The 25,535-nt window shown below is 41.8% G+C and carries 27 protein-coding genes and 1 tRNA gene; 16 read left to right on the top strand and 12 right to left on the bottom strand.

Annotation, left to right across the window (positions count from 1 at the left end; genetic code table 11):
- The first annotated feature begins 183 nt into the window (after positions 1–183).
- The 4 genes from GKZ87_20575 to GKZ87_20560 all read left to right on the top strand — a co-directional run bounded on the left by GKZ87_20575 (position 184) and on the right by GKZ87_20560 (position 3,568).
- Entirely contained in the window at positions 184–825 is a 642-nt protein-coding gene (locus GKZ87_20575) for a hypothetical protein (protein QSI27725.1), read from the top strand.
- Complete coding sequence (locus GKZ87_20570; protein QSI27724.1) at positions 818–1,930, top strand: toxic anion resistance protein; 1,113 nt, start codon at positions 818–820, stop codon at positions 1,928–1,930. The genes GKZ87_20575 and GKZ87_20570 overlap by 8 nt, the downstream gene beginning before the upstream one ends.
- Positions 1,930–2,442 (top strand): hypothetical protein, encoded by a 513-nt coding sequence (locus tag GKZ87_20565; protein QSI27723.1) that lies wholly within the window; start codon positions 1,930–1,932, stop codon positions 2,440–2,442. Before GKZ87_20570 ends, GKZ87_20565 begins: the two co-directional genes overlap by 1 nt.
- A gap of 94 nt (positions 2,443–2,536) precedes the next feature.
- The gene (locus GKZ87_20560) at positions 2,537–3,568 is read left to right on the top strand and encodes a hypothetical protein (GenBank protein QSI27722.1); all 1,032 of its coding nucleotides are present in this window, start codon (positions 2,537–2,539) and stop codon (positions 3,566–3,568) included.
- A 365-nt stretch (positions 3,569–3,933) separates the two neighbouring features.
- Here GKZ87_20560 and GKZ87_20555 read toward each other — a convergent pair whose 3' ends face one another.
- Positions 3,934–4,680, bottom strand: coding sequence for an SIS domain-containing protein (locus GKZ87_20555; protein ID QSI27721.1), 747 nt, complete (start codon positions 4,678–4,680; stop codon positions 3,934–3,936).
- Between the two features lie 278 nt (positions 4,681–4,958).
- Here GKZ87_20555 and GKZ87_20550 point away from each other — a divergent pair, with 278 nt between their 5' ends.
- The 9 genes from GKZ87_20550 to GKZ87_20510 all read left to right on the top strand — a co-directional run bounded on the left by GKZ87_20550 (position 4,959) and on the right by GKZ87_20510 (position 13,136).
- A complete protein-coding gene (locus tag GKZ87_20550) occupies positions 4,959–5,813 on the top strand; it encodes a ketose-bisphosphate aldolase (GenBank protein QSI27720.1) in 855 nt (284 codons plus the stop codon).
- 3 nt (positions 5,814–5,816) lie between these two features.
- Entirely contained in the window at positions 5,817–6,821 is a 1,005-nt protein-coding gene (locus GKZ87_20545; GenBank protein ID QSI27719.1) for an alcohol dehydrogenase catalytic domain-containing protein, read from the top strand.
- 15 nt (positions 6,822–6,836) lie between these two features.
- Positions 6,837–8,501: a PTS mannose transporter subunit IICD gene (locus GKZ87_20540; GenBank protein QSI27718.1), complete on the top strand. Its 1,665-nt coding sequence runs from the start codon at positions 6,837–6,839 to the stop codon at positions 8,499–8,501.
- Between the two features lie 19 nt (positions 8,502–8,520).
- A complete protein-coding gene (locus GKZ87_20535; GenBank protein ID QSI27717.1) occupies positions 8,521–8,964 on the top strand; it encodes a PTS mannose transporter subunit IIAB in 444 nt (147 codons plus the stop codon).
- A complete protein-coding gene (locus tag GKZ87_20530; protein ID QSI27716.1) occupies positions 8,936–9,409 on the top strand; it encodes a PTS mannose/fructose/sorbose transporter subunit IIB in 474 nt (157 codons plus the stop codon). Before GKZ87_20535 ends, GKZ87_20530 begins: the two co-directional genes overlap by 29 nt.
- A gap of 22 nt (positions 9,410–9,431) precedes the next feature.
- On the top strand, positions 9,432–10,217 hold the full coding sequence (locus GKZ87_20525; protein QSI27715.1) for an SDR family oxidoreductase: 786 nt from the start codon (positions 9,432–9,434) through the stop codon (positions 10,215–10,217).
- A 24-nt stretch (positions 10,218–10,241) separates the two neighbouring features.
- Positions 10,242–10,973 carry a UTRA domain-containing protein gene (locus tag GKZ87_20520; protein ID QSI27714.1) on the top strand — a complete coding sequence of 244 codons (732 nt, stop codon included), beginning with the start codon at positions 10,242–10,244 and terminating at the stop codon, positions 10,971–10,973.
- A gap of 14 nt (positions 10,974–10,987) precedes the next feature.
- Positions 10,988–11,593 (top strand): AAA family ATPase, encoded by a 606-nt coding sequence (locus GKZ87_20515; protein QSI27713.1) that lies wholly within the window; start codon positions 10,988–10,990, stop codon positions 11,591–11,593.
- A 463-nt stretch (positions 11,594–12,056) separates the two neighbouring features.
- The gene (locus tag GKZ87_20510) at positions 12,057–13,136 is read left to right on the top strand and encodes a linear amide C-N hydrolase (protein QSI27712.1); all 1,080 of its coding nucleotides are present in this window, start codon (positions 12,057–12,059) and stop codon (positions 13,134–13,136) included.
- A 659-nt stretch (positions 13,137–13,795) separates the two neighbouring features.
- Here the strand turns inward: GKZ87_20510 and GKZ87_20505 are convergent.
- The 7 genes from GKZ87_20505 to GKZ87_20475 form a co-directional block, all read right to left on the bottom strand.
- Positions 13,796–14,524, bottom strand: coding sequence for an ATP-binding cassette domain-containing protein (locus tag GKZ87_20505; GenBank protein QSI27711.1), 729 nt, complete (start codon positions 14,522–14,524; stop codon positions 13,796–13,798).
- Positions 14,521–16,068, bottom strand: a complete 1,548-nt coding sequence (locus GKZ87_20500) for an ABC transporter permease subunit (protein ID QSI27710.1) — start codon at positions 16,066–16,068, stop codon at positions 14,521–14,523. Before GKZ87_20500 ends, GKZ87_20505 begins: the two co-directional genes overlap by 4 nt.
- A 54-nt stretch (positions 16,069–16,122) precedes the next feature.
- Complete coding sequence (trxB, locus tag GKZ87_20495) at positions 16,123–17,049, bottom strand: thioredoxin-disulfide reductase (protein QSI27709.1); 927 nt, start codon at positions 17,047–17,049, stop codon at positions 16,123–16,125.
- A gap of 14 nt (positions 17,050–17,063) precedes the next feature.
- Positions 17,064–17,390 carry a thioredoxin fold domain-containing protein gene (locus GKZ87_20490; GenBank protein ID QSI27708.1) on the bottom strand — a complete coding sequence of 109 codons (327 nt, stop codon included), beginning with the start codon at positions 17,388–17,390 and terminating at the stop codon, positions 17,064–17,066.
- Positions 17,391–17,392: 2 nt separating this feature from the next.
- Entirely contained in the window at positions 17,393–17,833 is a 441-nt protein-coding gene (locus tag GKZ87_20485) for a transcriptional regulator (protein QSI28033.1), read from the bottom strand.
- Positions 17,834–17,837: 4 nt separating this feature from the next.
- Positions 17,838–18,260, bottom strand: a complete 423-nt coding sequence (locus GKZ87_20480) for a rhodanese-like domain-containing protein (protein ID QSI27707.1) — start codon at positions 18,258–18,260, stop codon at positions 17,838–17,840.
- Between the two features lie 328 nt (positions 18,261–18,588).
- Positions 18,589–19,635: an HNH endonuclease gene (locus tag GKZ87_20475; GenBank protein ID QSI27706.1), complete on the bottom strand. Its 1,047-nt coding sequence runs from the start codon at positions 19,633–19,635 to the stop codon at positions 18,589–18,591.
- A 128-nt stretch (positions 19,636–19,763) separates the two neighbouring features.
- Between GKZ87_20475 and GKZ87_20470 the strand changes: the two genes are divergently transcribed.
- The 3 genes from GKZ87_20470 (at position 19,764) to GKZ87_20460 (ending at position 22,293) form a co-directional block, all read left to right on the top strand.
- The gene (locus tag GKZ87_20470; GenBank protein QSI27705.1) at positions 19,764–20,450 is read left to right on the top strand and encodes an AT hook domain-containing protein; all 687 of its coding nucleotides are present in this window, start codon (positions 19,764–19,766) and stop codon (positions 20,448–20,450) included.
- Between the two features lie 315 nt (positions 20,451–20,765).
- A complete protein-coding gene (locus GKZ87_20465; protein ID QSI27704.1) occupies positions 20,766–21,326 on the top strand; it encodes a DUF3795 domain-containing protein in 561 nt (186 codons plus the stop codon).
- Positions 21,327–21,675: 349 nt separating this feature from the next.
- Complete coding sequence (locus tag GKZ87_20460; GenBank protein QSI27703.1) at positions 21,676–22,293, top strand: sporulation protein; 618 nt, start codon at positions 21,676–21,678, stop codon at positions 22,291–22,293.
- Between the two features lie 548 nt (positions 22,294–22,841).
- Here GKZ87_20460 and GKZ87_20455 read toward each other — a convergent pair.
- The 4 genes from GKZ87_20455 to GKZ87_20440 all read right to left on the bottom strand — a co-directional run bounded on the left by GKZ87_20455 (position 22,842) and on the right by GKZ87_20440 (position 25,456).
- Positions 22,842–22,918: transfer RNA gene (locus tag GKZ87_20455), tRNA-Pro, on the bottom strand.
- A gap of 71 nt (positions 22,919–22,989) precedes the next feature.
- Positions 22,990–23,352: a winged helix-turn-helix transcriptional regulator gene (locus GKZ87_20450; GenBank protein ID QSI27702.1), complete on the bottom strand. Its 363-nt coding sequence runs from the start codon at positions 23,350–23,352 to the stop codon at positions 22,990–22,992.
- 43 nt (positions 23,353–23,395) lie between these two features.
- Positions 23,396–23,755: a Spx/MgsR family RNA polymerase-binding regulatory protein gene (locus GKZ87_20445; GenBank protein QSI27701.1), complete on the bottom strand. Its 360-nt coding sequence runs from the start codon at positions 23,753–23,755 to the stop codon at positions 23,396–23,398.
- A 114-nt stretch (positions 23,756–23,869) separates the two neighbouring features.
- Positions 23,870–25,456 carry a hypothetical protein gene (locus GKZ87_20440; protein QSI27700.1) on the bottom strand — a complete coding sequence of 529 codons (1,587 nt, stop codon included), beginning with the start codon at positions 25,454–25,456 and terminating at the stop codon, positions 23,870–23,872.
- Positions 25,457–25,535: the final 79 nt, after the last annotated feature.

Genomic DNA, 25,535 nt, shown 5'->3' with positions numbered 1-25,535 from the left:
TAAAATGGAAAAAGCATATCATTTTCTTATTCTGAATCTTTAAATTCATATGATATTATACAGTTTTTCAGTTTCTGTTTTAAAACAGCTTTTAGAAATTACAAGTCTAAATGGAAGTGTTTACATATAGTAATTACATCAGATTTCTGCTATGATTAGAATAGAAAAAAAGAAGGTGCGTATGTGGAGAAAAAAATCAAAAGACTGCCATCACCGTTTTCATATTATATAACCGGTGTGTTTGTTTTAATCTATGCCATTCTATTCCCTTTCTATCGCTGGCTGGATTATGGTATCTGCTTGTTATGTGCAGCCGCTGTATATTTGCTTTGCAGAAAAATTCTGCCAGCAGAGGAGATTGAAGAAGCTCAGATCAGTGACCTGCACAGTATGGATGAATATTGTAATATGATATTGCAGGATATGGAGACTTATATGAAACAGCTGAATGATTTCCTGCCGCAGCTTGAAAAAGCAGAGTTGCAGAAAAATATTCAGCATATTCTGGAGGTATCGGATGATATTCGCAATGTCCTTGTGAAGGATCCGCAAAAAAGCAGAAGAATGCGGAAGTTTGTTAATATTTCCTATCCCTCACTGCTGGAGATTTTAAAAGCATATGACGAACTGGAAAATGAACATAAGAATATCTCTGCCTTTCAAAGCAGTATGGATAAGGTGGAACAGCAGGTTATGCAGTTTGTGAAGCTGTTTGAGGATCAGTATGCGGGTTTATTTGAAGATAAAATCAGGGAATTGGATACAGAGCTGGCAGTTATCGAACAAATGGTTATAAAACCTGAAGGAGGTCATAAAGATGAGTGAGCATATACCGGAGCTGATACTGGAGATGCCTGAGAAAGAGAAAAAAACGGAGCTTGTCCAGGCATATAGTGATGAGTTATCAAAGCTGAGTGAACAGGAGCAGGAGACAGTAAAGCAGTTTTCCCAGCAAATCGATCTGACACAGACTTCTGTCATTTTGCGCTATGGGGCAAAGGCACAGGAAAAGGTTGCGGCATTTAGTGAGGGTACACTGGAAAAGGTGCGTACCAAGGATCTTGGAGATGCCGGAAGAGCAATTACAGACCTTGTGGTGGAGCTGAAGGGCTTTGATATTGACCATGAAGAAAAGGGTCTGATGAAGTTTTTTAAGAAACAGGGAAATAAGCTGACGGCCATAAAAGCTGCCTACGATAGGGCTGAGGTGAATGTAGATAAAATCTGCAATGTTCTGGAGCAGCATCAGATGCAGCTGTTGAAGGACATTCACACGATGGATGATCTATATAAGCTGAATGAAGATTACTATAAGGAATTGACCATGTATATTCTTGCAGGAAAAATCAAGCTGGAAGAAGCGAAAAATGAAATCTATCCGCATATGAAAGCTGAGGCCGAAGCCAGCGGTGACCCACAGGAGGCACAGAAGGTCAGTGATTATGCATCCTTCATCGCCCGCTTTGAAAAGCGCCTGCATGATTTAGAGCTTACCAGAATGGTATCCTTGCAGAGTGCACCGCAAATCCGTATGATTCAGAATAACGATCTTCTCATGAGCGAGAAGATTGAGAGTACATTAAATAATACGATTCCGTTATGGAAAAGTCAGATGGTGCTTGCCATGGGGGCAGAGCATACCAGACAGGCGATGCAAGCTCAGCGGAGTGTAACGGATATGACGAATGAGCTGCTTACAAAAAATGCGGAGGCTCTAAAAATGAGTACCATTGAGACAGCAAAGGAATCCGAACGCGGCATCGTCGATCTGGAAACCCTGCAGAAAACCAATAAGTCGCTTATTGAAACGCTGGATGAGGTTACACGTATTCAGGATGAGGGCAGAGAAAAACGGGCAGCGGCAGAGATTGAGCTGGCCAAGCTGGAGCATGATCTGAAAGACAGATTACTGAACGCGAAGGGTTCCTGATGAAGGTATTAAAGAATAGAAATACTGCTGTATGTGTGATGATAATCTGTGTCCTGGCGGCAATTCTGATAGGAGGCTGGCGAGGTACCTCTGTGGAATACCACAAACTGCAAAAGGCTTTTTCAGAAGGGGAGGATGCCCCAAAGCAATATCTGGATACGATGCTTGTCCGGTTTGATTATCTTATAAAAACTGCAGATCAGTATAGTATTCAGACAAAAAATGAAAAATCTCTTTACAGCCAGTTAAAGAATACTATAACAGCAGAAGCGGTTTTGCAGCTAAATGACATGGAAGATAAGCTGTATACAAGCCTGAAGCAGCAGACGCTGAAGAAAGAGGATGCCTCATATTTAGAAAGAGATCATACGATGTTTTTATCCGCGGCAGCTTCACTCACCCATTTAGACTATAATCAAAAAGCGAAGGAATATAATTCAGAAAAGAAGAAATTTCCTGCATCGCTTTTCTGCTCAATATTCGGGTTTAAAGAAGCGCTGGTATTTGCATAAAGAGCAGGATGAAACAAGCTAAAAATATGAAATTATCGTAGCTTACCTCTATAGGTAGTATCCATATGGAGGTATAAAGCAGGAAGGAGAACATATGAAAAAAATGAAACGTGCCGCAATGCTGCTGGGCTGTCTTTGCATGCTGTGCTTTACTGCATTGCACATAGCGGCAGCTGATGTACCTGATCCAACTGAGGATTTTTATGTAAACGATTATGCCAGTATGTTAGATACGGCAGCGAAGGATCATATTATTTCGATAAATAATAAGCTTTACAGAGATTATGACGTTCAGCTTGTTGTAGTTACCGTTGAGGATTTGAATGGTGAAGAACTGGAAACCTATGCGCATGATGTATTCAATGCATGGGGGATTGGTTCTGATAAAACAAACCGGGGAATACTGCTGGTGCTTGCAAAGCGTGAGGACGATTACTGGATTACACAGGGAAAAGGGTTGGAAAAGCTCCTGCCTTCCGATATGCTTGGTGATTTGCTGAATGAAAATCTGGAAGCGGATTTCGCTAAGAAGGATTACAGTGCCGGGGTAACCAAAACGGTTGATGCACTTGAAAAGAAGATAACCAGCGTAGTACCTAAGGTAAAAAGTAATAAGGAAGAAGAAAAGGGCAGTACAACAACTGCCGCTACAACGGCTACGGAAGAAAATGATGTGAGTATATTTGATGCTGTTATCGTAATTTTGGTTATTGGCGGCGGTATCTTTGGTTATAAGAGTTATCGCAAAAAGCATCCAAAACAGCCAAGACAGCCGAAAGAGTCTAGAATCGTAAGAGAACCGAGAGAACGTACAAGACGGTATGATGATTATTATTTTACGGATGAGCGTTATTATAATGATCCAAGATATTATAATGATCCTTTATTCTATAATGATCCAAGATATTACCATCACCGTCACCTCTATCATCACCACCATCATGACGATCACCATCACCATGATGAGCACTATCATGACCGGGATGACCGCTATCACGAAAGCCGTTATCAGGAACGCCGTACAACCTCAACATCACGGCCTTCCAGCTCCAACCCATCTCCTGCGCCAAACCGCGGACAGGGTGGCTCCACTAATGGCGGAGGTGCCGGCAGACGGAAAAAATAAAGCTGTATCTCACTGCAGTATGAATATGATTCACAACGGATACCATGATCGGATACAGGTATCCGTTTTCTGTATATATCAGTTTTGCTTATAAAGGCATATGTTCAGCTATTGCAGTTATATATAGGCTATCTCAGAAGATGGATTGCAGGTGGTTTTTTATGAAATTGTGCTGGTATTTAAAATTTAATGAGGTTATTGAACAGGAAAGAGCAGACGGTTGGTCTGCTCTTTGCGGTTTGTTTAAAGGGTGAGTGGAAAGCTCCTGCTTTTTACGTATATGATTTTGAATATTCCTGTTTGTAATACATATTGTAATAAACTACTGTGATAGTGTAATGAGAATAAGGACGGTAATCTGGTATTTACTGACCGATATATTCAATGATAGTCCTTGTAATAATCAATAGGGGTATCCGCGAATACACTGTCATACCGCTGACCTTCATAATCTGTTCGGAGTGGCCGTATATCGTGATATCGGAAAACTTCTCCAGCTCACAGGGGGATTTACAGCAGCAGGTGATTACCTTTGCCCCCTTCATTCTGGCGGCTCTTGCACTTCTTGCAAGCTCCGGTGTGGAGTTGCGGATGGATAATATAAAAGCAATGTCGTCTTTTGTGACAATGCGCTCCGTATTCTCCATCCATTTTACATCCTTAACGATAATGGCGTTATATCCCAGCAACTGCAGATACATCTGAAATTCCTCGGCAATCAATGCGGTAAAGCCTCTGGAGAATATGAAAATACGCTTTGCCTTCCGTATGTATTCAATAGTCTGCAGCATCGCTACCGGACTGATATTATCAATGGTTTTCGTGCTTTCGCGATAGGATTTTGCGAGTATATTGTTCACGCCATAGCTGGACTCATGATGCTCCTTCATCTGCTCCTGCTGTGAGATGGCATAGCGCAGCTGGGAGATTCCCTGATAGCCGCATTTTTGAATAGCGCGGGAAACAGTGGACTGCGATGTGAAGGTTTTCTCTGCAATATTGGTAATACTCATATAGGGAATCTTTTCTTCATTCTGATTTAAAAACTGTATGACACCCTTTTCCGCTTCAGACAGCTTTTCATATATACCTTTATCAATTTGTATAAACATATACTTACCTCCTCGTGTTTTTTCTCTTTCATTGTACCATGAATGGACATTCATGAATTTTACTATTTTTCAAAATTTCAGAATGTGTTTTCAGCGTGAAAGCGCTGTATTTTTTATATAATCAAGTATAATGTGCTTGTAAATCAAAACGTACGTATATTTTGATATTATGATATTCGGACATTTCAGAAAGTTAACGCTGAGATGCGGCTGATTTCCACAAAAAGGAGGAATGCAAGTTCTACTTTTTACGAAACGGGTTATTAAAGGAGGAAATTATGTATACAACATTAAAAGAGGTGCTGCAGGAGGCAGATGCGTTGAATATGGCGGTAGGTGCGTTTAATACGCATAACCTTGAGATGCTGCCAGCCATTATCAAAGCAGCCGTAAAGCAAAAAACACCGGTCATTATCCAGACAAGCTGTGGAACCGCAAATTATGTGGGTCACAGAAATCTGGTTGCTGTCTGCCGCTCCATGGCAGAGGAATACGGAGTGAATGTCGTTCTCCATCTGGATCATGCTAAAGACTATGATGAGATACGCAAGGCAATCGATGCCGGGTACAGCTCCGTTATGTTTGACGGCTCTTCACTTACGCTGAAGGAAAACATACTCGGTACAAAGCGGGTAGTCGATTATGCCAGAGCACATAATGTCAGCGTTGAGGCAGAGCTTGGAACAGTGGGAGGAACTGAGGACGGTATCGCCGTGAGCCAGGAGGATGTCCGTTATACAGATCCTGCAGATGCTGTTGAATTTGTAAAGCAGACAGGAATTGATGCATTGGCGGTGGCCATCGGGACGAACCACGGCCAGTACAAATCGAAAACAAATATCAATTTTGAACGCCTGAAGGAGCTGCAGGAGGTGGTTGATATACCTCTTGTTATTCATGGTGGAACTGGAGTCAAGGAGGAGGATGTGAAGCGCGTCATTGATTTGGGAATCCGTAAATTCAATGTCGGAACCGAGCTGCTGGTAGGCTGGAATCGCAAATCAAAGGAATGCTATGACGAGCATCGTGAAAACATATCCAATCGTGATAATGTAGTACCGTGTCTGGATACGATAACAGAAATCGTTGAGCGCAAGATTCATTTGTTTAAAAATATTGAGGATGGAAGATAGCTTATGAAAGCAGGATATTATATCGGGGATTATGGCTACGAGGTACGCGATATTCCCGATCGTAAGCCGGAAGCGGATGAAGTGAAAATACGTGTCGCATGGTGTGGATTATGCGGAACGGATATTCATAAGTTTCAGGGGAAAAACGGCGCAAGTGTTGTTGTACCGCCGATTATATTAGGACATGAGTGCTCTGGTATCGTGACAGAGGTAGGGCCGGATTGCAAATATTTTCAACCGGGTGACCGCGTTGCCTGTGATCCGGGCTGGGGATGCGGTAAATGCATCTGGTGCCAGCAGGGACTGCCAAACTTTTGCCTGGAGCGCCATGGAGTAGCCAAGGGATTTGCACAGTATGTATATCCGCCGGAAAAGAATGTGTACCATATCGCAGATACACTGGATCTGGAAGCGGCAGCCTTTACAGAACCGCTATCCTGTGCAATCCACGGAATGGATTTGATTCAGATACAAAGCGGAAAGACAGTTGCTATGTATGGTATGGGAGCAATCGGTTCCCTGATGCTGCAGCTGATTCGATTAACAGGCGCTGCAAAGATTATCGTGATCGAACGGGAGGCTGAAAAACGAAAGCTTGCTCTTCAGCTGGGCGCCACAATGGCCCTCAGTGATCAGGAAATTGAGGATGTTGCAAAACAGGAAAACATTGATTATGTTATCGAATGTATCGGCTTGAAGTCCACGATGGAACAGGCGATCCGCATTGCGGGTAAGCATGCGAAGGTGCTGCTGTTTGGTCTGGGTGATCCAAAGCAGCCAATCAGCTTTAATCAGTTTGAGGCCTATACAAAGGAGCTCAGTATTTATACGTCATATTTGAATCCGCTGTGCAGTGAGCGTGCCGTGCATCTGCTGGAAAGCGGACAGATCAATACAAATAAAATAATAAGTGCAAGGCTTACGTTAGAGGAAATGGGAGAGGAATTAAAGACCCTGCGTTATGCGAAAAAAGGGAAGGTCTTGGTTTCCGTAAGCGGTGAGCACTAACAGGAGGAAATAGTTATGGTGTTATCAGCAATTTTAGTTGCATTATTAGCCACAATGGGGCAGTGGTGGTTCTTCGGCCCTGTCACAAAATGTCTTGTTTATCCATTGACCACAGGTACTCTGGTTGGTCTGTTCATGGGGGATCCGATGACAGGTATGCTGGCGGGGGCCAACATTCAGTTGATTTATCTGGGATGGATTTCCGCTGGAGGAACCATGCCAAGCAATACCATCGTAGCCGGTATCTTCGGTACAGCGATGACAATTTTATCCGGTGCTGATCCAACGATGGCAGTTACCTTTGCTATTCCGTTCAGTATGTTTGGTTTATTATTAAATCAGGTTTATATGACCGTTAATGCCGCATGGATTCATCAGGCTGACAAGCTGCTGGATAAAGGAAATCTGCGCGGTGTACGTTTTATGAACTTCGTGCCTTCCTTCTGTATGGCACTTGTCCTGTATGGTATTCCTGCCTTCCTTCTTGTAGTATCCGGCAGCGGCTGGGCTACGGATCTGATCAATGCCGTACCGGAAAGCGTCATCAGTGCATTGCAGGTTGTCGGCGGTATTATGCCAGCCTTAGGTATCGCAATGCTGTTAAACTACCTTGGTAAGAAAAAGCTGATTCCATGGTTCTTTGGCGGCTTCTTCCTGACGGTATATTCCGGGCTGGGACTGACTGCAATATCAATCTTCTCCGCGATCATTGCACTTGTTATGTATCTCAACAGCAACACTGCACAGAAGCAGACAGAAACAAAGAAGGTAAAACGCCTTTCCCTGAACAAAAAGGCAGAAACAATCGAGGTTTCCAAGCCTGTAGAGGATACATCTGCTCATTCTGTGGAATTACCGGAATATACAAAGAAGCTTTCCAAGAAAACACTGGTTAAGACATGGTTATGGACAACAAGTACCGAAGCCTGCTACAACTATGAGCGTTTACAGGCACTGGGTGCTGCGAATCTGATGCTGACACCGATTCGTGAATTGTATGATACAAATGAGGAACGGGTAAAAGAGCTAAGAAAATATATGGTGTTCTATAATTCTGAAGTATTCACCGTAGGGCCAATCATCAATGGTATTGCCTGCTCCATGGAGGAAGCACATGCAAATGGTGAAAATATTACAGAAAAGGATATCAATGCTGTACGTACTGGACTGATGGGGCCTGTTGCCGGAATCGGTGATACGGTCATGCAGGGAATTTTATTCCCAATTCTGTTTGGTATCGGCTGCTCCATGGCGCTGGATGGAAGCTATTTGGGACCAATTCTGTCCTTTGCAATCTTTGAAATTCTGATCTTCGGCTGTGGTTATTTCATGTTCATGACCGGCTATAAGCAGGGTAAAACATCTTTATTGAAAATTTTAAAGAATGGTACGATTGACCGCATTATCAATTCCTTCAGTATCGTAGGTCTGATGGTTGTCGGCTCTATGGCTGCCACCAGAGTAACTGTAAATACACCGCTTGCTATTAAGGTTGGTGAGGGTACAACTGCTATTCAAAGCGTATTGGATTCTCTTGCTCCCGGCTTGATTCCACTGGGAATCACATTGCTTGTATGGTGGATGCTGAAAAAGAAAATCAATACAGTATGGATCATTATCGCAATATTCCTGGTAGGTATCGCAGGCTACTATACCGGTATCCTGGGATATGTAGGATAGAAAGTAAAAGAGGACAGCTATGGTAAATATCATTTTGATCAGTCACGGCGCCTTCTGTGAAGGCTTGCTTGCCAGCCTGCAAATGATTGCAGGTGGAGATTACGGAGTGAGGGCAGTTCCCCTCATTCCGGGAGAAGCTCCAGAAGCCTATCGTGAAAAGCTTGCTGCAGTTTTAAAAGAAAGCAGCGATAACAGCGGCTCAGGAACCATCATTCTGTCTGATATTGCAGGTGGTACACCTTTCCAAAGTGCCGCGTATCTTTCAAAGGACTTTAAACTCGGGCTTGTTTCCGGTATGAATATGCCGATGCTGCTTACGCTGGCATTGGAGCGCAGTGAGGAGACAACGCTGGAGGAGCTTGCAGAGAAAGCAGGCATATCGAGTACTGTTGGCGTAAAGGCAACGGTATTCAAGAAAGGAGAGAAAAAACAACGTGCAAAACTTAGTATTAACAAGAATTGATGACCGCCTGATTCACGGACAGGTGATGACTGCCTGGATCAAAAATAAAAAAGCGGATCAGGTTGTCATCGTGGATGATGGTACAGCGAATGATGAGTATATGATTGAGGTGCTGGAGATGGCAATACCGGAAGAAATCGCAATCGGTATTTTCACTAAGGAAGAAGGCGTGCAGTTTTTTGAACAGGGTCTGGATGCGCCAACCATTTTGCTGGTAAAGGGGCCGGAAGCCTTGAATTATCTGGTGGATCATGGAATCGCTATTGATGAAGTCGATGTCGGAGGCATGGGTGCCAGGTCTGATCGAAGTGTATTGTATAAGAATATCTCAACAAGTCCAAAAGAAAATGAGGCGTTCTCTGCACTGCTAAAGAAGAATGTTAATGTCTTCATTCAGGTAATGCCGCAGGATAAACCGGTGAGTGTGCAGGAATATTTGAAATAAAAGAGAGTGATGGTGGATAGATATGAATACGGAACGTATGGATGGAAAAGTAATTGTCATTACGGGAGCAGGCAGTGGTATGGGAGCTGCCATGGCGAAGGACTTTGCGGCAAGAGGTGCCGGCATTGCTATTCTTGATCTGGATGAAGCAAGAGGTATGGCAGTCGCAGAGAGCATTCAAAGCGCAAACGGAAAAGCCGTTTATAAAAAAACAGATGTTACAGACAAGCGGGCAGTACAAAAAGCTGCGGATGAGGTAGAACAGGAGCTTGGAAATATCACCTCCTGGATCAACTCCGCAGGCGTGAGCAAAATGGTACCGTTTTTAAAAAGCAGTGAGGAGCTGTGGAATCTGACCATCAATGTCAATCTGAAAGCAACCTTCTTATGCTGTCAGGTCGCAATAGAAAAAATGCTGAAGCACAAAGGAGGAACCATTCTGAATATGTCTTCTCTTTCCGGTAAAAAGGCAAGCGCATGGCAGACGATTTACTGTGCCAGCAAATTTGGTGTACAGGGGCTGACGCAATCCATTGCAAAGGAATTCGCAGACCAAAATATTCGTGTAAATTCCATTTGCCCTGGTATCGTATATACAGAAATGTGGGAAAAGCTGAAATATGAATATGCACAGAAAAAGAATATCGATCCGGAAGAGGTCATGCCGTATTTCAAGAAGAATATTCCTATGCACCGTCTGGTGGATTTACAGGATGTTATCAATGCAGCGGTATTCCTGTTAACGGATAATTCCGGATATCTGACAGGACAATCCATCAATCTTACCGGTGGAGAATGGATGGATTAAGAGGGAAGTAAGGAGGCTTTGATTATGGGTGCATTGGATTTCAGCGGCAGACAGCAGCTGTATTATCAGCTGTATAACATTCTGTTTCAGGATATTATCAGCGGAAGGTATCAGGTGGGCTCTCTTATACCGGCAGAGAGTGAACTGATGAAAACTTATCAGGTATCACGGGCGACAGCCAGAAAGGCGATGGAAATGCTTGCCAATGATGGATTGGTTCATAAAAAGCGCGGTTATGGAACCTTTGTCATTTCCGCACAGCCAAATACATCACCGCAGCGTGTCGTCCGTTATACCAGAAAGAACAGAGTGGATCATGTCATCGCAGTGAAGCGGATGATCAATCAAAAGGTTATGAAGGTGCCTGCTGATATCGCGGAGTGTCTACAGCTGTCTGATGATTGTGAGGTTATTCGGATAAAGCGTGTCCGTTATGCAGGAGAGGAGCCGTTTTATCTGGAAATCAATTATTTCGAGCAGTCCTTTGTGCCGGAAGTCATGGAACATGATTTTTCAAAAGAGTCTCTGCGTGTATTTCTTTCCAATGCTTATCAGATACAATGGTCTTTTGCCAAACAGAAAATATATTCCATTTTGGCAGATGAAGAAATGGCTACGTTGCTTCACATAGCTGTCGGCAGTCCTCTGCTTTATATCCGACGTGTATCCTTTGATAAGGATAACCATCCAAGGGAGTGCGTCTGTACGTATTATCGTGCAGATACCTACCATCTGGAGATAGAGCTTGCCATATAACAGGAGGTTTGATTATGTTACAGACACTGATTTTACTTGCCGGCTATCCCGGTACCGGTAAAAGCTATCTGGCAAAGCTGTTAATGAAGCGCTTTAGCGGCTTTGAAATGTTATCCCCGGATGAAATCAAGGAAGAATTTTGGGATGCCTACGGATTTCGCAATGAGCAGGAAAAGGAAGAACTGATTCAAAAGAGCTGGATGGAATATTATCAGCGAATGGAATGGAAGCTAGCACAGGGAATCAGTCTGCTCAGTGATTATCCCTTCAGCCATAAGCAGCATGACCAGCTACAGGCCGTATGTGAACGGCATCATGTGCAGATTATAACGATTCGTATGATTGCTGATCTGGATGTGCTGTTTGAACGTCAGAAAAAAAGGGATTTGGATGCTTCCCGGCATCTCGGGCATATTTTAAAGGCATATCATAAGGGGATTCAGCTAAAACATCATGAGGATGCGGATAATCTGCTGGATTATGATGAATTCATACAGCGCTGTACCTGCAGGGGATATGGAACCTTTGCCTTGGGAACTACCATGCAGCTGGATGTGACAGATTTTTCCATAGTCCCATACGATGAGCTTATGAATAAAATCGAAGAATTATTGCAATAACAAATCCTTGCATTACTGCACAATATAAAGATAATAAGGAACACTGATAAAAAGAATTTAGAAATGATTTCTTTAAAATCAGTGTTTTTCTTTTAAGCTATTGAATAATTTATATGGGGATATACATAGCTATAAAATTCTATCGCTTTTTTCGGGCTCTTTTCTCGATACCCGTACATGAAAATCGTGAAATGCAAAGCAGTCAAGTTCATTCTATTTTATCAATCCTGCTGTATCTTATCTTCTTCCCTAAACTTTGCCTAGGAAAGAACTCTTATCAAATATCCTTATTTCATAAGAGATAAAGGCATAACAATTACACCTTTGCTATATCCTATTTATGTTTGCACTGTAATTTGTAATAATTAAATGGAATTGTTTGTTTTTCAAAATAATATGTTTGACAATCAAATTATCTCATGGTAATATTTTCTCTGCGTGTCATGAGACACAAGGAGGAAGTATGAGTACGAAGGCAAAAAAGATTGTAAAATTTACTGGAATATCTGTTGTTACAGTTTTGCTTATTCTGGTGCTTGGCCTATATGCCATGTTCCACAATGAAGTATCGACAATAAATTCTATCAATAAACTAAACGACTATCCATTATATCAGATGGAATACAAGGGGGATTACGGCTTTGACAGTTTCCTGGAAACAGGCGCAAGCAATGATAAGGAGCTGGTCGATTTTGTAGTGAAAAGACTATTGAAGGGACTGCCGATTGAAATCAAGATTCCAAGTCTTGGCTGCTCTACCTTCAGTGCAGAAAATGAAAACGGGGATCGTATTTTCGGAAGAAATTTTGATTTGACCTATTCTCCTGGAATGATGGTAAAAACTACACCGGATAACGGATATGCTTCCATATCTATGGTGAATCTGGCATTTCTGGGATATGGTAAGGATAAACTGCCGGATAGCTTTACAAAAAGCATTACAGCCCTGGCTGCACCATATGCACCCTTGGACGGTATCAATGAAAAGGGACTGACAGTCGGTGTGCTTCTGATTCCAACAGAGGAAACCAACCAGCAGACAGACAAGGTGGATATTACTACGACAACAGCAATCCGCATGATGCTGGATAAATGTGCTACTGTGGAAGAAGCGGTTACCATGCTGAAACAGTATGATATGCATTCCAGCGCAAATAGCTGTTATCATTTCCATATTGCAGACGCTAGTGGAAATTCCGTTGTAGTTGAGTATATTAACAATGAAATGAAGCTTGTAGAACCAAAGGACAGCTATCAGGCCGCAACGAACTTTCTGTTAACACCTGGTGATTATGACTTTGGGAAGGGACAGGACCGTTATGAGACATTGATGACAACGTTAAAGAAAAACAAGGGAGTTATATCCAATAAGGAAGCAATGAATTTATTGAAGGCTGTTTCACAGAAGGAGCATAAGACAGAAAGTGGAAGACTGAGCTCTACGCAATGGTCAGTTGTATATGACACAAAAGAGCTGAGTGCGACAATTTCTATGGGAATGGATTATTCCAAAACATATAAAATCAGTTTGAATGATAAATAATGGAATGGCAGAAATCAGAAGTATGGTTTCTGCTTTCATTTTACGGTATAGGAAAGCTTTTTGAAAAAACATTAGGATTATGAGTGAGAAGTTTAAAAAATTGGAAGTAGGCTGCAAACGTTTGGTGTTTGGATATCATATATGCAGTTGATTTCCAAACTGTTGGTTATTTCTCTGCAACTGTTAGACACCATATATAAAGTAAAGGAAATGATCCTGTTGGTGATAATGAGAAGGATATGATCAGGCAATATTTATTTTACAGAATACGAATGGAAATATTTGAAAGGTGAGTCTGTACAATTATATTTTTATAAGACATTGTTATCCTATATCTGCCTATCATGGAGTATGGCACTAGGATAGCATTAATGATATCAAATAAATAGATTTAAGCTGGCAGTTAAAACGATAATATTCACCCATGAAAATATACGAAAAAGATAAAGCACATTCCCATGGAAAGATTACACAGAAACGAAATAAGGAGCTCCCATACATTGTTAACTCAATAACAGTACAGGAAAGCTCCTTTTATTCATATATTAACTGATTAGAAAATACCTTATATGGAAATTCCATTTATCCAGCCTGTAATCATCTTTTTTAACATAATAGCGCATTAAAATGTATAAAAACGAATATGAAAATGAAATACCTTATTCATCCAGATAAGACAACAGCTGCCGGACAAACTCTGTCTGCGGCTGTCTTTTTACAACATCCGGTGTATCAAACTGCTCGATGCTTCCATCCTTCATAATCATGACGCGTGTCCCAAGACGAAGGGCTTCACGGATGTCATGCGTGATAAAGAAAATCGTGATATGCAATGCGTGATAGATTCTGAGAATTTCATCCTGCAGGGAATGACGGGTAATTTCATCCACCGCACCAAACGGCTCATCCATTAACAGAATTTTAGGATGTGAAGCAAGTGCACGGGCAATACCAACACGCTGCTTCTGTCCTCCGCTTAATTCATCCGGATATCGGTTAAGCAGTTGTTCCTCCAGCTGCATGATATCCATCATTTCCTTCACACGTTCCTGAATCAGAGAGGAGTCCTGCTTTGTAAGGGATAGTACATAGCCGATATTTTCTGCGATTGTCATATGAGGAAACAGGCCGATGCTTTGAATGACATAACCGATCTTGCGGCGCAGTTCATTCTGATCCACCTTGCGGATATCCTTATCCTGAACATAAATTTCACCTTTATCCGGTATCAGAAGTCCATTGATCAGCTTTAATACAGTAGTCTTACCGCTTCCGCTTCCACCGATGACGCTGATAAATTCTCCATCCTGAATCTCCATGCTGAAATCACGAAGGACGGTATGCTCACCATAGGAGTGAGAAACATGCTCCATTCTTATGCTGCTCATTGCGTCACCTCCAGAAGATGCTTCTTCACAAGGAAATCCCGTGCTATATCTGCTTCATTTCTACCCTTTGTTTCTACCTCGTTATTCATCTCCGCCATTTCCTTTTCACTGATTTGACCGTTCAACAGCTCCAAAACACTGCGCAGCTGCGGATATGCGGACAGGGTTTCCTCGCGTACGATTGTTCCTGCATAGTATTTTTCAAAATAATTGTTTTCATCCTGTAATACGACAATATTTGGATCACTGATTCTTCCATCCGTCGTGAATACCAGAATCGTATCAACTTCTCCTTTTAACAAGGCATCATATTTCAGACCGATATCGAGATCAATGCTTTTCTTGAAATGAAAATCATTTGCCTTAACCATAGCATCATAACCGTCATCACGCTCGTAATAATCATACTCTGCACCAAAGGATAAACGGCTGGATACACTTGCCAGATCAGCATAGGTTTTCAAATGATAACGCTGTGCTGTTTCCTTAGTAACCGCAATTCCATAGGTATTGTTAAAGCCATACAGTCCTGTCCACTCTAGGTTATAGTTTTCCTTATATTCTTTTACCAGCTCTTTATATAAGATATCATGCTGGGGAATTTCCTTTTTCTTTAATACAAAGCTCCAGGAGGTGCCGGTATATTCCGGATACATATCAAAATCACCCTTTACGATAGCCGGATGAATGTTACTGGTACCGCCGCCTACCCCTTTGGTTATTTCAACCTGAAGGTCTGTACGATCCTCGATTAACTGCTTCAGCATCTCACCAATGATGAATTCCTCTGTCATCGGCTTTGTGGCAATATGTATGGTATCCTGTTTGGAGGGTATAGCAAGCATGCTTGTACAGCCTGCTATCAGAACGCACAAAAGCAGGATGGCAACGCTGCGCTTTTGCTTCCTGGAGGCCTTTCGTTTTGTGAAAAAGCTTTCCAGTATATTCATTAGTATATCAAATACAAAGGCTAGCACTGCAACAGCAAGACTTCCTGCCAGCGTCATTGTCAGATTGTTTGTCGTGATACCGCGATAAATCGCAACACCAAGTCCGCCTGCTCCGATAAAGGAAGCAATACCGGCCAGAGCAATCGTCATGACAACCATATTTTTAAAACCGGATAAAATAACCGGCATGGCAAGAGGCAGCTTGATTTTCCATAAAATCTGAGAGCGTGTGCTCCCCATGCCGCGTGCTGCTTCCAAAACATCCTCCGCAACACCCGTAATACCGGTATAGGTACTTCGGATAATCGGAAGAAGTGCATAGATGCTCAGGGCAATAATGGCACTTGTGTTACCGATACCTGTCACAGGAATTAAAAAGCCAAGCATGGAAATGGAAGGAATCGTATAGAGAAAACTAATAATTCCCAGTGTCAGTGAGGATGCTTTGCGTTTCTCTGAAATGAGGATACCGATGCTGACGCCGACAATTGTGGCAAATACAATGGCAATAGCAGAAATCTGCAGATGCTCATAAATCAGCGGAAGTAAAAAATCCCAACGCTGCACTATAAAATCAAAAAGCTCCTGTATCATACGATTTCCTCCCCGAATGCATATACATCCTTTTATGTTTGTTACATTGTAACTTTATTGTGCTAATCCTGCAAGGAATTCGTCTACAAACTTTGAAGCAACCGCGCCGTCACTTACTGCAGTGACAATTTGCCGCAGCGGTTTTTCCCTTACATCTCCAATGGCAAATACACCGGGTATATTTGTACGCGTCGTTTCATCGGCAACGATATAGCCTGCCTTGTTCAGCATTAGCTGCTCCTGAAAGATTGCGGTATCCGGTATCCGTCCGATTGCCACAAACAAGCCCTGTGCATTGATTGTCTGCGTTTCCTTTGTCTTTAAATTTTCAATGACAGCACCTGTTACTTTTTTATCTGCCAGAATTTCCTTTACACGGCTGTTCCATACAAAGTGAATCGTACTGTTTTCCAACTGTCTTGCATATACCTTGCTTGCCCGTAATTCATCCCGGCGGTGTATCAGAGTAACGCTTTTACATATTTTTTCAAGATACAGAGCATCCGCAATGGCGCTGTTTCCACCACCGACAATGATAACATCCTTATCCTTATACATCATGCCGTCACAGGTTGCACAATATGCTACTCCACGTCCGCGCAGAGAGGATTCATTTGGCAGTCCAAGCTCTCTTGGATAAGCACCTGTTGCTATAATTACCGTATCTGCCAGTATATCGCCTTCATCCGTATGTAATACCTTTGGCTGACTGGTTAATTCGGCGCGTTCAACTACAGCATATCCGGTTTTCGCACCAAAGCGCTCTGCCTGCTGCTGCATCTTTTCTCCCAGATCAAAGCCATCGATGCCTTCCTCAAAGCCCGGGTAATTCTCAACAATACCTGTGGTAGCCATCTGTCCTCCTGCGGACAGCTTCTCCAAAACGAGGACAGATAAGGCGCTTCTCGCACAATATAAGGCAGCACTATAGCCTGCCGGTCCACCGCCGATGATGACAGTATCATACCTTTGCTTGTTCATATCGTTTTCCCTGCCTATTCCATGCCTGCGGCTTTTTGATCCTTCAGCCAGCCTACAACCTGTGATTTTGCCTGTGGAGCAATCAAAAGCTCGGACGGCTTTCCGTCATGAAATACAATCAGACTTGGAATTGTTTCCACGTCATAGCGGTCAGATAATTCCTCATAATCGTCAATATTAACCTGAGCCAGTGTCAGCTCTGGATGTTCATTTGCAATCTGCTTCAATACAGGAGCCAGACGTTTACAATATCCGCACCAAGGTGCCCAGAATTCAACTACGGTTCCTTCTTTTTTAATCAGTTCCTCAAAATTCTCTGTGTTTGCTGTAATTAGTGCCATTGTTATTCCTCCTTATTGTTATTATTTTTATGCAATACAAGTAGCTGTCTGCTTATATCCTCTATGGTGATATGAGAAAGGTGCCGCAGACATTCTTCATTCAACGATGCTTCCAGCGTATCCACTACAGATCCCATACCGGTCGCTATCATACAGTAGGTATTCAGTGTTCCGCTTCGCCAGCCGGATTTTAGAAATGGCTGCTGCAGAGCCTGTGCTAAATCAGAAAGCCGTATAGCGGATGCCGGAGCGCTCAGCTCATAGCCGCCGCTGTTTCCTTCTCTTGTTATCAGCAGTCCTGCTTTCTTCAGCTTTGCCATGACCTTTCGTATCCTCGCCGGGTTTGTACAAATGCTTTTTGCCAGTTCTTCGCTGGATACCTTCGTCCTGCGATGATCCAGATAGGCAAGCGCATGCAGAGCAATGATAAATTCACTGTTCATGATATCACTCACTTACCGTATCATACGGCCAGTCATTGATACCGCCGAAATCGTATACGTGCTTATATCCCATCTGTACCAGCTTGTCGCTTGCCTGCTTGCTGCGAATACCTGTACGGCAGTGAACCAGTAAAACAGCATCCTTATCCGGCAGCTTATCCTTTGCTTCCTCATCAATCGTTTCATTTGGTACGAGAATAGAATTCGGAATATGCTTTTCCTTATATTCCTGCTCTGTTCTTACATCTACAATCGTCACCTTTTCCTTATCCATCATGCTTTTTGCCTCTTTTGCATCGATTTTGTGATAGGCGCTGCTGTTTTCCTGTACACCTTCCTCATGCTCATTCATTGCTGTTTCATTCGCACATCCCGGCAGAATGAACATCATACAGGCAATAGCCATAAACCAGGCGATTTTTTTCATACGGATACCTCCTTGTACTATAATTATAATAGTTACAGTTAAAGAAGTCAATTGTTGTGCCTTTCTGTAGGTTGGGATATTCATACAAAGAAAAGAAAAAGGAAGCAAGCAGCTTCTCTTTGCATTTGCTTCCTGAAAACATAAAGACTACTTGTACAGAAATTTCGTATACGATCAGCATTTGAAGGAACCATACAGCATCTTCACAAGATATACTTATCAGTTATTCATTTTATAAATGTACACATTTTTCGATAATTTCACATACTTTTTTATGTTCTGTTAATATTTAATTTATATTTTATCTTTATAATAAGGAATGGATATCTTACCTGCTTCTGCGAAAAATAAATTCACGGTGATAAGCCAGAAATTTTTTGCGGTTTTCGCTCAGGTAGCAATCTGCAAGTCTGTAGTTCTTATGGAGACTATAGGCACTGTCCAGATCCTTTTTATTTAGAAGCTCTTCACTGAATATGATGAAACCCTTGTCATCAAAGGTGAAATACCCCTGATCAAAAAGATAATCATGATTCCTGCACAGCAGCAATCCGTTATCATGATCGATTGCCTCATAAATGTGGGCACAGTCACGAAACGGCTTTATGTGTGATGCAATGAGCATATGCGGAATATTGATACCGCAGATCGGACAGCAGTGATCAAATTCATGAAACAGTGTATCCTTATAAAAAACCTGCAGTGCTTTGGTTTCGTCACGGTCATGAGGTATCCCTTTTCTCGGAATGATGCCGCGTATGATATCCTTATAACGATAGTCAATCATACTGTAGCTTGTATTTTTGTAATCAATACGCATATCTTCATGAGCAACGATACTGGAGGTATACAGAGCAGTTAAGGTGATTGAAACCAAAGGTGTTCTTTCATCACTGTATTCCTGCAGGATATCCGAGATCCCTTTCAACAGCCGCGGATGGAAGCGCAGCTTCTCCTCCACGACCTCAAACAGAGTTGTCTGCAGCATGAGCTGAAGGCTTTCTCTGTCAATATATTCCAGGACATATTGCTTGTCACGAAACGGATTTGTCCGCAACTGCTCATGATAGTATCTGAAAATCTGAGGATCTTTGATAAAGCTTTCAAAAATAGACAGGGCTTCCACACCGGAATTCTGATTGCTTTTGGCATAGATCGTTGCCGCAGGGTTCAGGTCGATCCCCCGCGGTGTAATTTTCAACATTTTCTTTTCATTCAGAAAGCTAATCAAATCTCTGATTTCACTGAGCTTCATGGCATAATACTCGCCTGCAATTTCTTCGTATACCCGTAGAGGGGCATCGTGTAAGCTTACACCCTGCAGCTCGATGGCGTCCAGAATGCTCAGAATTTTCTTAAACAGCATTTTTCTCATGTCTTCACCACTTCCTATCTCTATTATACACATATTTTTTGAAAAAATTTTCTAACTGGTCAAATTGTGATAGTATTCGACAAATCAAAACATTTACAATGTAAGCAATAAAAGGAGAGTGTTAAAGAATGAAAGGCCCAGGAATTAAAGATTACTTGGAAGTTATTGAAAACATGAAGCTGACTGCACAAAAGGAAGGCAAGGCATTTATAGAAGTAAATTCCAAGGAGCTGCATGCACAAGTGAGTCCGAATCATGCGACCATGCCGACCTGCTGTCAGGCAATTTATAAGCTGATGCTGGAAGGTGATGAAATTTTAAGAAGACCGAAGGGAAATACGGGATTTGGTTCACATCTTACCGTGCGTTTCTATGTGGAACAGCTGGAGGAAAGAGAACGCATGTTCCCAAATAAGAAACGAGGCAGACCGGCAAAGAGTGAAGAGGAAAAGCTGGCAGCCAGAAAAGCAAAAATGAAGAGAAATACAGAGGATTTATGCAATCTTATCAAATCCTGGCTGGGAGAGCATGGCTGGGAATATATTGAGAATAAGGATTTCATTGAAGCACACAACGAGAGCCAGCGCTGGGTGATCAATGTACAGGGTATCAAGCGTGGAAGAAAACAGACATTGCCTGTAAAGCTGAGTGAGGTTTTAAAGCATATCGAGGATACGGATACACATTACAGTATTGCATTTAACGACTCTGTTTCCTATCGCAGACAGTGGAACGAAATTCCGAAAGCAGTAAAAAACAGCCTGAATATGAGTGTGATTCTGGCAGATAAGAAAGGTAATATTACAGAGCTGTAAACAAGAGTGTTCAACAGTGAGTCTTCTGTTTACAGGGTTCGACACGGCTATCAGATTAACAGCAGGAGTAATGCTATGGTTTAAGCTACCATACGTTCTCCTGTTTTTATATAAGCTGGCGATTATTTATATTACACAGGCTGGCTTATGAAAATGGTGTTTAGCTGTAATACCAATAAAAACGGATGACGCTCTGCAATTTCGATGATAGAATAGAATCAGATAGAGCTTTTGAATGAAGACAGTTTCAGCATGACACAATGCAGGAACGGATTATGCATAAGGCAGAGGTGCCTGCATGAGGAGGATGGTTGTATGAAGGGCTTTGAAAGAGAGGATCAGCTGTTTTCCTTATGTGGTCTGAATTGCGGGTTGTGCAGCATGCAGCTTTCTGGGTATTGCCCCGGATGTGGAGGAGGGCCAGGAAATCAGTCCTGTTCGATTGCAAGGTGTGCTATGGAACAGGAAGCAGTGGTGACCTATTGCTATGAATGTACAAAGTTTCCATGTAAACGCTATGCCGAAGCTGATTTATATGATTCTTTTATCACACACCGGCACCGTATGCAGGATTTTGCTCGTATGAAGGAATGCGGAGCAGAGGTCTATCATGCACAGCAGAAAGAGAAAATAGAAATTTTACAAAAGCTGTTGTCTGAATATAATGACGGAAGAAGGAAAACCTTGTATTTACTGGCGGTAAATCTGTTGGAGATTGAGGATTTAAGGCATGTTATAAAGATTTTATCTGAGGAAAGCTTTGAAGGAATGAAAGAAAAAGCTGTGCGGGCTGCAGCCTTATTACAGGAAACAGCTATGCAGCGGGGCATTGAATTAAAGCTACGTAAAAAACCTAAGCAGAAGGCAGCTGGATAGGGTTAACAACGATAGCCGCACAGATAAATATGAAGCTTTTTCGCTGTGACTGTCTCGTAGGTATGTTGACTGTATAAGCAGATGCCGGAGTCTGATCGCTTTTTATAGATACATAAGCATAAGGATACTGAAGCATGCTTTGCGGTTATGTTTTATCGTATATCAGTATGCTTCTATTTTCTTATCCATGGCATCATAGCAATCGCTGAGTGATTTGTTTTTTTCATTTTAAAGCGATTTGTTTTTCTAATTGTCGGCTTTTATCAGACTATGAGTGTTCTTTTCAGAGAAAACGTTCGTCACACAAACAGCACTTTTCAATAGGATAGTAAAGAGGAGTCTGATAAGCATGTGGAATGCCTTTTTACTTGTCATTGCTCTGAGTCTGGACAGCTTTCTGGCCTCTCTTGCTTATGGCGGGGAACATATCCGCATACCGTGGAAATCCGCTATACTCATATCATCCATCGGTGTGCTGTTTCTGTCATTGTCATTGTACACTGCTGCGTTTATTCAGCAGTTTATACCACCGTATATCTGCCGTATGATTTCCTTTGTAATTTTCTTTATGATTGGAATCAGCTCTCTCTTCCAGGGAACGATCAAATCTTTTCTTGGGACATATAAGCGCAAAAAGCTCAGTTTTGAATACAGCGGCATATCGTTTGTTCTGGATATATATCTGGATGAGACAAAGGCGGATGCGGATCACAGTAAGCTGCTGTCACTGAAGGAGGCACTGTATCTGGCTATTGCATTATCTATCGATTCTCTTGCGAGTGGATTTGCATTGGGAATCAGCATTATACAGCCGTTGCCTGTTTTGATTATCAGCTTTTGTATCGGGATACTGGCAATCCTTTGTGGGTCATTTCTGGGGAGCAGAATGCTGTCACTGAAGGAGTGCAGGCTTTCCTGGCTAAGTGGTGTACTGTTTCTGATTCTGGCATTTTCCAGGATTTTATAGTCTGTTTCCAAATGAAAAAGTTCCTGTTTCATCAAAACCAACAAGGTAAGGTATGGTCAATAAGTTAAAGGTGATAACTATAAAAACTTAGCTATCACTTTTTATTTATCATTTAATATGCAATATAAAATATCTGTGATGCTTTTTGTGTATAAATGAACATGGTGAGGAATATATATGTATTATTGAAATACAGACAACATCGGCTGAGGATGATTCTTTTATTTCTTTGGCTGTTTTAGAAAGATATTCCTTTACAATATTGGAAAACGTTATATAAGATAATCTATTGCTGATTTCGTCTCTAAATACCATTTTAGCTTTTTATGCTTCTCTTTTACAGGAAAACTCTCATTTCTTATATAGAATGCGATTACCTTTTTCATCTGAATATGATCCATAATACATCCGCTTTCCTGTTTTATTATTTATTTGCGGCACAATATTGCGTGCCATAAACGAACATAAAATCAAGGAATATATTTATGCCAAAACAATGCCATACTATATAATATAAAAAAGCCTTTATTTAAAGGCTAATTTACAAATGGTCGGAATGACAGGATTTGAACCTGCGACCTCTTGCTCCCGAAGCAAGCGCACTACCAAGCTGTGCTACATCCCGATATCCTTTACTATTCTATTCCGTTTTCCAAAAATATGCAACAAAAAAAAGCGCATTTCTGAAAAAAAGCGCTATCTTTTGAAATTTTTAATTTTCTGAAACGTGTCCTCACTAATCACATGCTCAATGTGACAGGCTTCCTCTTCCGCGGTTTCCGGCGCAACACCAAGTACATCCTCAAGGAAGGATCGTATTGTTGTATGACGCTGATAAACCTTAACTGCAAGCTCTCTGCCCTCAGGAGTAAAATGAATATCTCCATAGGTTTCCTGCTGTACAAGTCCTTTTTCCTTTAAAACATTCATAGCCTTGTTTACACTCGGCTTGGATACGTCCATTTTCTTTGCTACATCCACACAGCGAATCTTCCCGTTTTCATTATCCAGGATCAGCAGTGTTTCCAGATAATCCTCCAATGATTCACCTAATATCACCTTTATCACCTCAATGCCTTTTATTCAATATAACACATAATTCTTATTCTGAACATAAATTTTTATAATTATCTTCCTTAAAACCTACAGCTACTCCTTTTTCACAAATCAACAGCGGACGCTTGATCAGCATCCCATTCCTGCTTAATAAATGGAGCTGTTCCTCCTCACTCATATCCTTTAAACGATCCTTCAGCTTCAGCTCCTTGTAAAGATTTCCGGATGTATTAAAAAATTTCTTTAACTCCAGTCCGCTTTGCTTTACCCATGTGCGAAGCTCCTCAACCGTTGGCGTTTCCTCTACGATATGACGCGTTTGCAAATCCATACCTGCCTCCTGCAGATACTTCTTTGCCTTTTTGCATGTGGAGCAGGGTGGATATTCTATAAATAACATACGCATAAATTTTATATCTCCTATCTTTTTTTATTATCATAGCGAAGTAAACCGGAAAATGCAAATACCTTGCCTGTTAAGGGATAAAAAAAGGATACAGCGGCCTGTATCCTTAACGAATCAGCTATTAAAGTAGAACCCGTCAAATGTATATTTATATACACGGTATATATATTTTTCACCTTCCATGGTAAATGATTGGATCAGTTTGTGGTCACTGTCATATTCCTGGAACTTAAATGCAAGTCCACTATCTACAACGGTGTTGCCTTCTATATTCTGAACACTGGAAACATATGCGGAATACGGAACATCGAATGCATCCACCAGCTTATACGTGCCGTTTGTTTCATCCACCAGATATTTATAATACTTACTGACTGCATCCTCGTCCTTGACCTCAGTTGGAATATTCAACTGCCCCCAGTCATACGATTTGTTTGTAGAGGAATATCCGAAGTTATTGTTAAACATATACAGATAATACTGTCCGTCTTCTAAAGAAGCATCTTCAACATATGTTATGGAATGCTGTCCGGTTTGTGATGTAAAGCTGTTTGCTTTATCCAGCAGCAGTGCTTCATAAGCACTGTCCTCCCAGAAGCTTTGTTCCCCCATCATATAATCAATTTCAGGTGTATCGTAAATATCTTTAATCTTTACGATTGTACTGGTTTCCCGGCTGCTCACGAGAATTTCATTATCTCCCATCCACTGGATGGTATTCAGATGTGTCCAGTCCAGCTCATCATTATCCTTATCATAGACATAGGCTTTATAGTCTGTAAATAAATTTCCCATGTCAACGACAAGAGATACATCCCCGGTTGTCACATTCAGACGAACAATCATATCCTCAACGGTTTCCTTTGTTGTATCCGTTGCCAGAATGAGCATATCACCGTTATCATCAAATACATAATCGTGATGCAGCTCATAGTTTCCAAGATCAAAGACATTGGTTATCTGACCAAGTGCATTCATCGCTGCCATTTTGTTTGTGCTGATACTGTAATACATACACTCATTCGCAAACAGCAGCCGATGGGAACGATAACCTTCGATTGGTACTTCTCCACGCAGGACACCGTTGTTGTCATAGTAATACATAAAGTCGTCATCATCGCTGTCATTACCAAGAATGACATATAATCCATCACTGACCTCTGCCTTACTGCTGCCTTCTTCCTTTTCCAGCTGTACTGCTTCCGTACCCCTTAAAGAACCGCAGGTATACGTATAGTCAATATCCCTGCTTGTACCATCCTCGTACTCCACATGAAGCGTTATCGTATTCTTTCGATTTGCGACAAGACCGATTAACTGATATTCATGTGTTGTTTCGTAATCGCTGTTTAAGGAGCGTGTGAAATCCGTAATATCATCATCCGCTACGTGAATCGTATAGCTGATCTTTGCGCCCTGTGCTGTCGTGAAATATGTATACATTGACAGGGTATTGGTACCAAATGGATTGTATACCATCAGGGCATCATCCTCACTGTAGGAATCCTCTGCAATTTGTTCATCCAGAGTTTTTCGTATTGCGCTTTGATTCTCAACATTATAAATGTCTTTTGCGGCTGCTTTGGCTATAACGGCACTACCGATGGTATTCACTGTTTCCGGCTTTGCCAACCACGCTGCCAGGCACAGAGAAACTGCGGCTATTACCAGGATAGCGGCACTTCTTTTCTTTTTGTCCATAATTTCCTCCTAAACCCACTGCCTGCGGGTAAAATCAAAATGATTTGTGCTTTGTTCATGAATCCTTTTTCAACAAGGC

The sequence above is a fragment of the Erysipelotrichaceae bacterium 66202529 genome, from assembly GCA_017161075.1.
GTDB lineage: Bacteria > Bacillota_I > Bacilli_A > Erysipelotrichales > Erysipelotrichaceae > Clostridium_AQ.
This window is presented reverse-complemented; position numbering and strand designations above follow the sequence as displayed.